The 12,603-nt window shown below is 64.0% G+C and carries 14 protein-coding genes; 3 read left to right on the top strand and 11 right to left on the bottom strand.

The window, feature by feature from the left end; translation table 11 throughout:
• Window positions 1-167 precede the first annotated feature (167 nt).
• Window positions 168-1,190: a GlxA family transcriptional regulator gene (locus KG088_RS01185; protein WP_213823657.1), complete on the bottom strand. Its 1,023-nt coding sequence runs from the start codon at window positions 1,188-1,190 to the stop codon at window positions 168-170.
• Window positions 1,191-1,287: 97 nt separating this feature from the next.
• Here KG088_RS01185 and KG088_RS01180 point away from each other — a divergent pair, with 97 nt between their 5' ends.
• Complete coding sequence (locus KG088_RS01180; RefSeq protein WP_213823656.1) at window positions 1,288-2,370, top strand: class I SAM-dependent methyltransferase; 1,083 nt, start codon at window positions 1,288-1,290, stop codon at window positions 2,368-2,370.
• A gap of 125 nt (window positions 2,371-2,495) precedes the next feature.
• Here KG088_RS01180 and KG088_RS01175 read toward each other — a convergent pair whose 3' ends face one another.
• The 4 genes from KG088_RS01175 to KG088_RS01160 all read right to left on the bottom strand — a co-directional run bounded on the left by KG088_RS01175 (window position 2,496) and on the right by KG088_RS01160 (window position 5,090).
• Window positions 2,496-2,849 (bottom strand): DUF1428 domain-containing protein, encoded by a 354-nt coding sequence (locus tag KG088_RS01175; protein ID WP_213823655.1) that lies wholly within the window; start codon window positions 2,847-2,849, stop codon window positions 2,496-2,498.
• A 29-nt stretch (window positions 2,850-2,878) separates the two neighbouring features.
• A complete protein-coding gene (locus KG088_RS01170; RefSeq protein WP_213823654.1) occupies window positions 2,879-3,259 on the bottom strand; it encodes a YciI family protein in 381 nt (126 codons plus the stop codon).
• A 19-nt stretch (window positions 3,260-3,278) separates the two neighbouring features.
• Window positions 3,279-3,689 carry a VOC family protein gene (locus tag KG088_RS01165; protein ID WP_213823653.1) on the bottom strand — a complete coding sequence of 137 codons (411 nt, stop codon included), beginning with the start codon at window positions 3,687-3,689 and terminating at the stop codon, window positions 3,279-3,281.
• A 252-nt stretch (window positions 3,690-3,941) separates the two neighbouring features.
• Window positions 3,942-5,090 carry an RNA polymerase sigma factor gene (locus KG088_RS01160; RefSeq protein WP_319941362.1) on the bottom strand — a complete coding sequence of 383 codons (1,149 nt, stop codon included), beginning with the start codon at window positions 5,088-5,090 and terminating at the stop codon, window positions 3,942-3,944.
• Between the two features lie 168 nt (window positions 5,091-5,258).
• On the opposite strand from KG088_RS01160, the gene KG088_RS01155 reads away from it, so the two are divergent.
• Window positions 5,259-5,852 (top strand): exopolysaccharide biosynthesis protein, encoded by a 594-nt coding sequence (locus KG088_RS01155; RefSeq protein ID WP_213823652.1) that lies wholly within the window; start codon window positions 5,259-5,261, stop codon window positions 5,850-5,852.
• 12 nt (window positions 5,853-5,864) lie between these two features.
• Window positions 5,865-6,812, top strand: a complete 948-nt coding sequence (locus KG088_RS01150) for a threonine/serine dehydratase (protein ID WP_213823651.1) — start codon at window positions 5,865-5,867, stop codon at window positions 6,810-6,812.
• 52 nt (window positions 6,813-6,864) lie between these two features.
• Here KG088_RS01150 and KG088_RS01145 read toward each other — a convergent pair whose 3' ends face one another.
• The 6 genes from KG088_RS01145 to KG088_RS01120 all read right to left on the bottom strand — a co-directional run bounded on the left by KG088_RS01145 (window position 6,865) and on the right by KG088_RS01120 (window position 12,596).
• Window positions 6,865-7,794, bottom strand: a complete 930-nt coding sequence (locus tag KG088_RS01145) for a metal ABC transporter permease (RefSeq protein WP_213823650.1) — start codon at window positions 7,792-7,794, stop codon at window positions 6,865-6,867.
• The gene (locus tag KG088_RS01140) at window positions 7,791-9,005 is read right to left on the bottom strand and encodes a metal ABC transporter permease (protein WP_213823649.1); all 1,215 of its coding nucleotides are present in this window, start codon (window positions 9,003-9,005) and stop codon (window positions 7,791-7,793) included. Before KG088_RS01140 ends, KG088_RS01145 begins: the two co-directional genes overlap by 4 nt.
• Entirely contained in the window at window positions 9,002-9,805 is an 804-nt protein-coding gene (locus KG088_RS01135; RefSeq protein WP_213823648.1) for a metal ABC transporter ATP-binding protein, read from the bottom strand. The genes KG088_RS01140 and KG088_RS01135 overlap by 4 nt, the downstream gene beginning before the upstream one ends.
• The gene (locus KG088_RS01130) at window positions 9,802-10,782 is read right to left on the bottom strand and encodes a metal ABC transporter solute-binding protein, Zn/Mn family (RefSeq protein ID WP_213823647.1); all 981 of its coding nucleotides are present in this window, start codon (window positions 10,780-10,782) and stop codon (window positions 9,802-9,804) included. The genes KG088_RS01135 and KG088_RS01130 overlap by 4 nt, the downstream gene beginning before the upstream one ends.
• 205 nt (window positions 10,783-10,987) lie before the next feature.
• Window positions 10,988-11,983, bottom strand: a complete 996-nt coding sequence (locus KG088_RS01125; protein WP_213823646.1) for a substrate-binding domain-containing protein — start codon at window positions 11,981-11,983, stop codon at window positions 10,988-10,990.
• A gap of 85 nt (window positions 11,984-12,068) precedes the next feature.
• Window positions 12,069-12,596, bottom strand: a complete 528-nt coding sequence (locus KG088_RS01120) for a gluconokinase (protein WP_213823645.1) — start codon at window positions 12,594-12,596, stop codon at window positions 12,069-12,071.
• Window positions 12,597-12,603: the final 7 nt, after the last annotated feature.

The raw sequence follows: 12,603 nt of genomic DNA, 5'->3' as shown, positions 1-12,603 counted from the left end.
GCCGCGCTCCCGTCCATCTCACCGGTATCGAGAGAATGAAACCATGGGGCGATATAAAAAATCCGTAAAGAGTGGCTCTTTTCCCGCCCGACAACCGCCGATGCCACTAGTCACCTCTAGCAAGATGTATGCTGCTCAGCCGACGCCTCAGGACACCATGATCCCAGCTATCCCAGCCGCAGACGCATGCCACGAAAGCGCCGCCGATAGTGGCTGGGAGTGAGACCCACCCGCCGGCTGAACAGGCGGCGAAAGAAGCTCGGGTCGGCGTAGCCGACCAGTTCGGCCACCGACTCGATCGGCTCGTCACCGGCTTCCAGATACTGCTTGGACTCTTCCAGGCGCAGGGTATGGATGTAGTCCATGGGGCTCATGCCCGTGGCGGCCTTGAAGCGGCGCTTGTAGGAGCGCTCGGTCAGACCGCTGAGCCTGACCATCCCGGCGACCGGTGAGTGAGTATCGTAATGCTGGGCGGCCCACACCTGAGTGCGCGCGATCACGGCGTCCTCAACCTGCCGCGAAGTCGTCAGCGCGGCATAGGGAAGCTGGCCCTCCTGGTGCCAGTCGATCAGGAAGAGCCGCGACAGATGCATCGCTTCCTCTACCCCCACCAACCGTGCCACCAGAAACAGCGCCAGGTCCATCCAGGTGGTTCCCCCGCCCGCCATGATGAGCCGCTCGCCTTCTCCGCTGGCGACGAGGACGCGGTGGGCATGAACGCGTATCTCGGGATGACGCCTGGCCATGGCGTCGCAATAGGCCCAGTGCGTGGTGGCGTCCTGTCCTTCGAGCAGGCCGGTTTCCGCCAGCAACAGCGCCCCGGTGCAGGCGGCCGTTAACAGCACGTGGCGCTGCTGACAATTCAGCAGCCAGTCGATTTCCGGTTCGTAGCGCCCGTCGAGGTCTTCTCCCGGCGCCACCAGCAGGTCGGGAATGCAGACGGCCGTGGGCACGGGGCAATCGGCCAGTGCCATATCCGGTTCGATCCAGGCGCCGTGCACGTTGCGAAACCCCCGGCCATCCCGCGAGACGATCATGGGCCGCATCAGCGACGGCCCTACCCTGCCGTGCATCAGCAATTCCCAGTCGCGGCCGGCGGCACCGAACAGGTCGAACATGCCGTAGAGCGTCGAGGCAGTGGACTCGGGCACCGCCAGCAGCGCCATCGTGATGTCAGGTTGTTCCGCCATGGCTGAAAACCCTCGGTTGCGACCTAATACACTTTCGTTCAGCGCGCGTTCCAGCACTAGATTGCGAGGGCACATCCGCAAAAAGAGGAGAACGATCATGTGCCAGGTTCATGCTCTCACCCCCGCCGCCGATGCCGAGGCCTTCGAGGCCCGGCTGGTCAATGCCCTCAACGAGAGCGGCCTGATGCTGCTGACGGCCATCGGCCACCGCACCGGGCTCTTCGAGGCGCTGGCCGGGCAGCCGCCTCGCGATAGCCAGGCGCTGGCCACCGCCGCTGGGCTCGACGAGCGCTATGTGCGCGAGTGGCTCGGCGGCATGGTCGTCGGCGGCGTCATCGACACCGACCCCGAAGCCGGCACCTACTGGCTGCCCAAAAGCCATGCCGAGCTCTTGACCGATCGGGGCGAGGCCAATCTCGCCGTGTACGCCCAATTCGTCTCCCTGTTGGGCAGTGTAGAGGATGACGTGGTGCGGTGTTTCCGCGAGGGCGGCGGCGTTCCCTATTCGCGCTATCCGCGCTTCCAGGAAGTGATGGCAAGCGATAGCGGCCAGACCGTATTGCCGGCCTTGTTCGACGCCATCCTGCCGCTGGCGCCGGGATTGATACAGCGCCTCGAGGGCGGCATTCGCGTGCTGGACTGCGCCTGCGGCCGGGGCCGCGCCCTGCTGCTGATGGCCGAACGCTTCCCGGCCAGCCGCTTCGTGGGCTATGACCTCTCCGAGGAGGCGATCGGCTGGGCGCGGGCCAAGGCGCGAGACGCCGGGCTCGACAACGTGACCTTCGAGGTTCGCGATCTCAGCGACTTCGATGCCACTGCCACGCCGGGGGCCTTCGATCTGGTCACCACCTTCGATGGCATCCACGATCAGGCCAGGCCACGCCATCTGCTCAAGGGCATCCACCGCAGCCTGGCGCCCGAGGGCGTGTACCTGGTCCAGGACATCCACGCCTCGAGCCATCACCATCTGGATCGCGACCACCCGCTCGGGACGATGCTCTATGCCGTGTCGGTGAGCCACTGCATGACGGTGTCGCTGGCCCAGGGCGGCGAGGGGCTGGGCACCATGTGGGGACGTGAACGCGCGCTTGCCTACCTGCATGAGGCGGGCTTCAAGGATGTTCAGGTGTACCAGCTGGAGCACGACTTTCAGAACGATTACTTCGTCTGTCGGCCATGAGGGAGGTATGACTTGCGCCGGTTCGGGAACGCCGACGCTATCACCACGGGAAACCGTCAAAGGGCCAAACGGCAGTGCCGGCTGGCCCTTTGGTCAGCTGCGATGTGGCTAATCACTCACCGAGGTTATTCATTCACGATGACCTCGAATCCCCCGTAGATCAGCCGCTTGCCATCGAACGGCATGGGATTCATATCCGGCTTCAGGCGTGGGTCCTCCATGATCCTGGGCATGGCCTGGTCGCGGACCTCCCGCGATGGCCAGCTCACCCAGGAGAAGATGACTGTCTCCTCCGGTTGGCACTTCACCGCCATGGGAAAGGAGGTGATCTTGCCATCCGGCACGTCATCGCCCCAGCACTCCACCATCGTCAGGGCGCCATGCTCCTTGAAGACCGGCCAGGCATCGCGGGCGTGCTGGATGTATTTTTCACGATTGGCGGTAGGGACTGCCGCCACGAATCCATCGACATAGTTCATGATCGTGCTCCTGTTCAACCATCAATGATTCAGTAGTAAGTGGGACCAGGGTTGTCTCTGGGCGGGAGCTCCCGCACCGGCCGGACCTCGATCGTGCCGAAACGGGCGGGCGGAATGCGGCCGGCCAGTTGCAGGGCCTCGTTCAGGTCATGGGCGTCGAGCAGATAGAAGCCGGCCAGTTGCTCCTTGGTTTCGGCGAAGGGACCATCGGCGATCAGCGTTTCGCCGTTCCGCTTTCGCACGGTTGTCGCGGTGTCCACGGGCTGCAGGGCCTGGCCGGCCAGGTAATGGCCATGGGCCGACAGGCGCTCCACCCCCGCCACGCACTCCTGATTGAGGTCGTGCCACGCCTGCTCGCTCATGGCGTTGATGAGGCTTTCCTGATAATACACCAGCGCGACGTACTTCATGTTTCGCTCCTCCCTCGGTTCACGGGCACTTATCCATGTGACAGGCAATCATCCACTGCACCCCGAAACGGTCGGTGGCCATGCCAAAGCCTCGTGCCCAGAAGGTCGGCGCGAAGGGCATGGTGACCTCGCCGCCTTCGGCGAGCCGCTGGAAGACCCGCTTGGCCTGGTCGGTATCCTGGTACTCCAGGAATAACTGGGCTCCACGAGGCGCCTGATAGCAGTCGCTCGCCATGTCGCCCCCCATCAAGCGGCGCCCGCGGATATTGAGGCAGGCATGAATGATCTGACCGTGTCGCTCTGGCGGGGTGTGCTCGGCGGCCTGCAGCAGGCGCTCGTTGTAGTCCGCCATGGCCTGCAGCATTGCCTCCGAGGGCATCACTCCCCTCTCGGTGTCTGCATCGGCCTTGCGCATCAACATGACTTTCATGATCTCGGTCTCCGTTGGCTGCACTGACTCGTTTGCGTACTGGGTACGTTCTGATGACACGCATTCCGGTACGCACTATTGAGTCGCGCGGGCGTCAACGGGATCGACAATTTTCTACAACGTTTTTTCGGCCAGCCACGTTCAGCCGGGTGCGTCCGAACTGATCGGGGAAGCCTCCAGCTCCACCAGGCGGCGCTCGAGGAAGCGCCGCTCCGGCCCCTGGGTCGTGAGCGCCAGGGCCCGCGCGTAGGCCTACCGTGCCGCCGTGTAGTCGCCGGCGCGGCGCAGCAGGTCGGCCCGGGCGGCATGAAAGAGGTGGTAATTCACGATCTGCTTATGGCTGGCGAGCGCGTCAAGCAGTGACAGGCCGGCTGCCGGCGAGTCCCGCATGGCCACGGCGACCGCCCGGTTCAGGGCGATGATAGGGGACGGCTGTTGGCGATACAGCGCCTCGTAGAGCACGACGATCCGCGCCCAGTCCGTCGCCTCGGCGCTGGGCGCCTGGGCGTGAACGGCGGCGATGGAGGCCTGCAGGGTATAGGGGCCGGTGGGGCTGAGCGCCAGTGCTCGCTCCAACCAGGCCAGACCGTCGCGAATCCGCGCCCTGTCCCAGCGGTTCCGGTCCTGCTCTTCCAGCGGAATCAGTTCACCCTCGGCGTCCTGTCGCGCTTCGCGCCGGGCATCGTATAGCAGCATCAAGGCCAGCAGCCCGAACGCTTCCCCGCTGGGCAGCAGCCGGGCCAACGCCTCTGCCAGGCGAATGGCCTCGGCGGCCAGGCTGACGTCGACGACCGATTCCCCGTCGCTGCGCGAGTAGCCCTCGTTAAAAATCAGATAGATCACCCACAGCACCCCCGGCAGTCGCTCCGGTAAGGCCGTGGCGTCTGGCACTTCGTAGGGAATGCCCGCATCGCGGATCTTGCGCTTGGCGCGAACGATTCGCTGGGCCAGGGTGGCGGGCTTCTGCAGTAGCGCGCTGGACACCTGCTCGGTGGTCAGCCCGCCCATCTCGCGTAGGGTCAGCGCGATGCGGTCCGCCATGGCAAGGCTGGGGTGGCAACAGATGAACAGCAGCCGCAGCTGATCGTCCTCGATGCTTGGGTCTTGCCATTCGAAAGCCGCCCATTCGAAAGCTTCCTCGGGCATGACGAGATGCGCATAGTGGCGTGACGTCCGGCGGCGGCGAATCTGGTCGATGCAGCGGCGCTGGCCGACACGAATGAGCCAGACGGCGGGATCGTCGGGCATCCCCTCCGTTGGCCATTGCTGCACGGCGGCGACGAAGGCTTCCTGCATGGCGTCTTCGGCCAGGTCGAAATCGCCGAGCAGCCGAATCAACGTCGCCAGGACCCGGCGCGACTGTTGTCGATAGAGTTGGTCAATCAACGGCTGGTTATGCATAGGGATCACAGGCACGAGACGCCATGCACGGTATAGAAGGTCAGCTACAAAAATCTCCCCTTTACATTAGCGCAACGCCTGCCTGATTGCTCCGCCATGCGGGTTGGACACTGGCAAACCTTGCCGCATTGAACGATGCTCAGGCTGCAGCCCTTGAGAGGAGGATCGATGGGACAGACCCGGGAACCCCAGAATCTAGAAGAACTCATTGACGACATCGAGGCCATCGACAGCCCCTCCGGTCGGATACGCTTCGATGATGTGCTGGATGCCACCGGCCACCGTTCCTTCGGCCCCCTGCTCCTCATCGCGGGATTGATCACCCTGATTCCTGTCATCAGTGGTATCCCCGGCGTGCCCACGCTCATGGCCTTGTTTACGCTGCTGGTTTGCGTTCAGTTGCTTCTGGGGCGCCGCACCTTCTGGCTGCCGCGATGGCTGCGCGAGCGAAACATCGAGGACAGCAAGGTCCACAAGGGGCTGCGCTGGATGCGCCGGCCGGCAAGGTTTACCGACAAGTTCCTTCATCACCGACTGGCCGTGATGACCGGCAAGACCGGTAGGCAACTGACTGCCGTAGCGTGTGTATTGATTGCGCTGGTCATGCCGCCGATGGAGTTCATCCCTTTCTCTGCCAGTCTCGCCGGTGGTGCACTCAGTTTCTTCGGCTTATCCCTCATGGCCCGCGATGGACTCTTGGCGCTGTTGGGCTTCGTGTTGACCTTGGTCGCCATGCTGCTGGTCCTCGTGTATCTGATATAGGCGACGCTATCCATGCTCCAGCTCCAGCAGATTCAACAGGCGCGCACCACTATCACTCCGACGCTCTGGCCTACGCCGATAATCCTCGATCATTTGCTCTCCGACAGGCTCGGCCGCCGGGTCTGGCTCAAGGGCGAGCTTTTCCAGCGTACCGGCTCGTTCAAGTCCCGTGGGGGGCTGAATTGGCTGCGTACGGCATCGGCGGACGAACTGGCCGGTGGGCTTGGCGCGGTCTCGGCCGGCAACCATGCGCTGGGACTGGCCTGGGCGGCCCAGGCAGTGGGTGTCGCGGTGACCATCGTCATGCCGGATAACGCTAGCCCCTTCAAGGTCGAAGGTACCCGACGCCTGGGCGCAGAGGTGATTCTTCACGGCGACATCAACGAGGCCTGGGCGCTGATGCATCGCCTGGTTGAACAGCGCGGCCTGACCCTGGTGCATCCCTATGACGACGAACGCATCATCGCCGGTCAGGGCACCGTGGGCCTCGAGATTCTCGACCAGGTCCCCGAGGCTCGTGCCATTGTCTGCCCCGTGGGCGGTGGCGGGCTGGTGTCGGGGGTGAGCGTTGCGGTGGCGACGCGACAACCGTCGCTGGAAGTGATTGGCGTAGAGCCCGAGGGGGCGGCCAGCATGGCCCATGCCTGGACGCATGGCGCACCCACCCGGCTCGAGCGCGTGGACACCTGCGCCAAGAGCCTTGCGGCCGCCATCGTCGGGGATTTCACCTATCCGCTGTGCCGTGCAGGCGTCACCACGCTGGCCCGAGTCGACGAGACAGCCATTCACCGTGCCATGCAGCATTTGCTGTATCACGCCAAGCTGATGGCCGAACCCGGCGCCGCGGTCGGGGTTGCGTGTCTGCTCGAAGACGCTGCGGCGCTGCCGCCAACAGGCGATATCGTGGTGGTGATCACCGGCGGCAACCTCGGCCGCGAGGAGCTCGGGGGCTTTCTATAACTGCGTTAACCGCTTTAACCGCCCAAAACCGGGCCAGCGAAAGGCAGTCGCATTAATGTTCTGTCGCCGCCCCGGAGCGCTGGCGTTGCGGTCCGAACAGGCAGGCCCCTAGCAGGATCAGGCCGGATATCGTCGCGATCATGCCGGCGGCACTCACCGAGATATCGAAGCCCAGCCCCAGCCAGATCAGACCGTGCCCGGCCAATAGGTAGCCCAGTATTGATGAGATCAGCGCGAAGAGCTGGCTCCAGGCGATCTGCGCGCCCAACCGATTGGTCATCAGCCGCGCCGCGGCCGCGGGGCAGATGAACATGGCGATGACGATGATCGACCCCACCGCCTCGAAGGCGGCAATCGCCGCGATCGCCACCATGGTCACCAACAACAGATCGACGATCACCGGATGGGCGCGCACGCTGGCGGCAAAATCCGGGTCGAAGCTGCCAACCACCAGATGACGGCGAAATATCACCACATAGGCCACCACCACTAATCCCACCCAGGCGACACGCGCGAGCTGCGGCGGCAGGTCGGCCAGCGCCACCGGATCGAACAGCGAGGCGAGGCTCACCCCCTCGAACCAGATAAGGCTTTCCAGGTTGCCGTACAGCGCATGCTCCACGTCCAGGTGCACGCCGCTGGCCTGGCTCCACTCCAGCAGCAGCACGCCGAAGGCGAACAGGCTGGTAAAGGTGACGCCCATGGCGGCGCTGATTTCCACCCGGCCCAGCCGGCGTATCAGTTCGATCATCACCACCGTGACCAATGCCGACACCCCGGCGCCCAGCATCATCGCCGTTGAGGCGAGCGTGCCGGTGAGCAGGAAACTCACCACGATGCCAGGCAGGGCCACGTGGCTGATGGCGTCACCGATCAGGCTCTGGCGACGCAGCACCAGGAAGTTGCCGAGCAGCGCGCAGGTCATGCCGATGATCACCGCCACGCTCATCGGCACCAGGCTGAACATCATGAAGTCGCTCATGTCGACTCCCCTGCCCTGGGCTGCAACTGGGCCTCCAGCGCCGTGATGGCGTCCGGCGGTAGCACATGAGCGATCGGCTCGAGGCCGGAATGTTCCTGGTGAAGCGCATCGTCGGGATAGCGTCGGCGATAGAGCGCCCAGAGCCGCTCCTCATGCTCGGAATCCCGGGCGGCGGCATGCCCCGAAGGCGTGGCCACCCCGTCACGCCGGATATAGCCTCGCCGCTGCAGCAGCCGCAGCGTCAAGCCATCGAAGATCGGCTCGTCCCGCGCCACCGCCAGCAGGCCCTGGCGCAGGTGGACCCGGCGGCGGAAACGCTGATGGGCCAGCAGGGTGGCGAAAACACCACGCTGGGGCGACAGCAGAAATGACACCATGAATAGGCCGAAGGCCGCCAGCACGATCAACGAACCAGTGGGCAGCCCCTCGTTAATGCTGGAAAGCGTGACGCCGATATAGGCCGACAACGCGCCGATCAGCGAGGCGAGCGCGACCATGCGCAGCGGGCGGTTGGTCCAGAAACGCGCCGTCACCGGGGGAATGATGGTTAGCGCCACGATCAGGATCAGCCCGGTGACCTTGAGGCCGATCACCACCACCGCCATCAGCAGCGTCAGCATCAACAGATCGACCCGCCAGGGGCTCACGCCCTGGGTGCGGGCGAAGGGGGCATCAAAGCAGACCATCAGGAAGTCGCGACGCAGCACGAAGATCGCCGCTAAGAGCCCGAGGGCGCATACGGCGATCAGCTTCGCTTCCGAGGCCAGCATGCCCGCGGTCGAACCGACCAGGTAATCGGTCAGGCCGGACTGCCCCGTCACGTTCATCGATTGAATGAAGGTGATCAACACCACCCCGAAGGAGAAGAAGGTAGAGAGCACGGCGCCGATGGCGGCGTCCTCGCCCAGGCGGGTGCGGGCGCTGATCAACTGCACCAGCCACAGCCCCAGTGCGGCACTCAGCGCGGCGCCCATCAGCAGCCCCGGCAGCCAGCGGCCGTCACCTTGAACGAGCCCAGCGACGATGAACGCCAATGCCAGCCCCGGCAGGGTCGCGTGACTGATGGCGTCACTGATCAGTGAACGCTTGCGCAACAGAACGAAGGTGCCGATCATCCCAGCACCGGCGCCGAGCAACATGGCGCCGATCGTCACCAGACTGGTGTTGTAGCCCAGAGTGAAGGTCAGGGCGGACCACCAGACCTCGATCATGTGTCCTCCATGACCACCGTCGCAGGGGCCACCAGGCGCGCCAGCTGGATCTGGTTGAGTCGTCCTCCATAGGTCGCCTGGAGGTGATCGGCGGTGAAGACGCTCTCCACCGGTCCGGCGGCGATGCGTCGCACGTTGAGCAGCAGGACGTGATCGAAGTAGTCGCGCACCGTCGCCAGGTCATGGTGTACGCACAGCAGCGTCCGCCCCTGCTCGCGAAGTCGCTTGAGAACATCCACGATGGCCTTCTCGGTGGCGGCGTCCACCCCGGCGAAGGGCTCGTCGAGAATGGTCAGCTCGGCCTGCTGCGTCAGCGCTCGGGCGAGGAAGACGCGCTGTTGCTGGCCACCGGAGAGCTCGCCAATCTGGCGATCGGCGAAGGCCTCCATGCCGACCCTGGCCAGGCTGTCCATGGCCTGCTCGCGCTGGCGGCGACCGGTGATCTGCCACCAGCGCAGGTCGCGAAACAGCCCCATGGTTACCACATCGATCACCGTGGCGGGAAAGTCCCAGTCCACGCTGCTGCGTTGAGGCACATAGGCGACGTGACGGGACATCTCGGAAAAGGGTTGGCCGAAAACGCGCACGTCGCCGGTCAGCCGACGCGTGATACCCAGCACCGCCTTGAGCAGGCTCGACTTGCCGGCGCCGTTAGGGCCGACAATGGCCGTCATGCTGCCCGGTGGCACGACGAAATCTACCGAATGCACCACCGGCCGGTGATCGTAGCTGACGGTCAAGCCGTGAACCGCCAGGGGGCTGGCGGCGATCTCGTCGCTGATCTGGCCAGCCTCTCTCATGGTGCCTCCTCAAGTCGATTCAGCCGGCCCAGGCGTCCGCCCTCCGGCACATCGCCACCCAGGGCCTTGGCGATCACACTGACGTTATGGTCGATCATACCCAGCCAGGTGCCCTCATAGCTGTCGAGAGGACCCATGGCGTCGGAGTACAACACGCCCCCGATATGCACCTGATGGTCCCTCGCCTCGGCGCCTTCGATCAACGCCCGGATGTTGCGATCGGACACCGAGGTTTCGACGAAGATCGCGCCGATGTCACGCACCACCAGCAGGTCGACCAGCGACTCGATCCTCGCCAGGCCGGCCTCGCTCTCGGTGGAGAAGCCCTGGATGCCGAGCACCTCAAAGTCATACGCATCGCCGAAATAACCGAAGGCGTCATGGGCCGTCACCAGCACCCGAGCACTCTCGGGCACACTGGCGATTACCTTACGTGCATAGACGTCCAAGGCCTCGAGCTCGGCCAGGTAGTCGTCGGCATTGGCATCGAAGACATCCGCATGCTCAGGCGTCAGTTCCGACAGGGCGTCACGGATCGCCTCGACCACGTATCGCCAGCGGCCGGGGTCCATCCAGACGTGGGGGTCCGACTGGCCGGTGTATTCCTCGTCGGCCAGTCGCGCCTCTTGGGGAACCGTCTCGGCCACCGCGAATACGGGGCTGCGCTCGCCGAGCCGCTCGAGAAATTCCTCCAGCTGCGCCTCGAGATAAAGACCGTTCCAGAACACCGCATCGGCGCGCGTCATGGCGATGACATCGGAGCGCGTCTGGCGATAGAGATGCGGGTCAACCCCCGGCCCCATCAGGCCGCGCACCTCGACCCGGTCGCCGCCGACCTCGCGCAGCACATCGGCGATCATGCCGGTGGTCGCCACCAGTTGCAGGCGTGATGAGGTATCGGCCTGCAAGTTCACAGCGCCCAGGAGCCCCGCCACCACCAGACAAAGCGACACGGAAAAACGACCCATTAGCGACATCAAGCAACCCCCTATTCGATTTATACAGCTGACTTCGACAGCGAAGGCGCTGATAATGCCGCCAGGGTAACCTGTCCGGCGCCAGTTGCTAAATTGTCATGATCTAGCCTGCCCATAGCGCAGGTGCATATCGCGTTTATGCCTAAGGTTAGGCACTGCACACACGAATTCGGTTCCGACAAGGGTTCGAGATGACTTGTCACGTTCAAAGCGTTTCGCCGACCTCGATACGATAGCCCAGATCAATGTTCCGCTCCTCAGTCGCCTCGCCCTGAATATGCGCCAACAGCAACTGAGCAGCCCGGCGACCGATGGCCTCGCGGGGAGTGATGACACTCGCTAGGCGGGGCGACATCACCTGCCCCACGTCGTGACCGTGGAAGCCGGCAATGCCGATGCGCTCCGGCACGGCGACACCGCGGCGCAGACACTCAAAATAGGCACCGACGGCAACATCATCGTTGGTGCAGAAAAGCCCATCCACATCGTGATGCTCGGTAAGCAGCTCGGCCATCAACGCCGCCCCCACACTGTAGGAAGACCGCTGGGTGCGCTGAAGCGTCAGCGGCGTTAGACCGTTGGCCTCCATGGCTTCACGATAGCCTTGCTCGCGCTGACGCGTGCGCTCGTCGAGACGCACTGCCAGATAGACGACTCGTCGGCGCCCACGGCGAATCATTTCGCTGACCATAGCGCGCGCCGCGGCGACGTTGTCGAAACCTACGGCGTGGTGAATCGGCGCGGTCAGCGAATCCATGATCTCAACACAAGGAATGCCGGCGGTTTCGAGCATACGGCGACTGCGCAGGGTATGGCGACTGTCGGAGAGAATTACCGCATCGACATTGTAGGAAAGCAGCGAGGCCAGGCTGCGCTCCTCGAGCTCCTCGCTGTAGGCGTAGTGGGAAAGCATCAGGTGATAGCCCGCCGGCTCGGTGATCGCCTCGACGCCCACCAGCACATCGGCGAACACTTGGTTGGTCAGCGAGGGCACCAGAACGCCGATGGAGCGGCTGGTCGACTTCGACAGCAGGTCAGGAGCACGATTGGGGATATAACCGAGCTGCTCGGCTACCGCAAAAATGCGCTCGCGCAGTCCAGCCGACACCGAATCGGGATTGCGCAGGCACCGACTCACGGTCATCTTCGTGGCATCGACGCGGTCGGCGATATCCTGGAGCGTGGGGCGACGTTTTTTCAAGGCGGCTTGCAGCCTGAACGATAGGTGGGCTCGGGGCGCCACACTTTGGCCGTTCTGGCGCCCCTCTTAGTGCGTGTGGGGCTGGTCAAGGGCCGAGCCGTTTGACAAAGTCGTCGACCAGTTGGTCAGGGGACAAGGCGATATTCAGCTCAACCGCCTCATCCTCGCCGGGAGGCTCGAGGTCAGCGAGTTGGCTTTGCAGCATCTTGTCGCCCTTGAAGAAATGCCCCTCCCGTGAGGTGAGCCGGTAATGCAATTGCTCACGATCACCGCTCAGGAAAAGGATCTTCAGCGCAGAATCACCTCGGCGCAAGGTATCACGGTAGCGCCGCTTCAGCGCCGAACACCCGATCACCACGCTGGCATCTCGCTGTCGATACTCGGCAAATCTCTCCGCCAGCGTCTCGAGCCACGCCTTGCGATCCTCATCGTTCAGCGGTATGCCGCGGGCCATCTTGTCGATACTGGCCGGGAGATGGAAATCATCGCCGTCAATAAAATCGGCGCCGAGCCGCCCGGCCACCAGACGGCCGATATGGGTTTTCCCCGAGCCGGACACGCCCATGACGAGAATCCGGCTTGAGTGCGTCGCTTCTGCTGTATCAACCATCATGCCTCTC

Origin of the sequence: Halomonas jincaotanensis (assembly GCF_018448785.1) — a bacterium.
GTDB classification, from domain to species: domain Bacteria; phylum Pseudomonadota; class Gammaproteobacteria; order Pseudomonadales; family Halomonadaceae; genus Halomonas; species Halomonas jincaotanensis.
The sequence above is the reverse complement of the archived record's forward strand: the minus strand, read 5'-3'. Positions and strand labels throughout refer to the sequence as shown.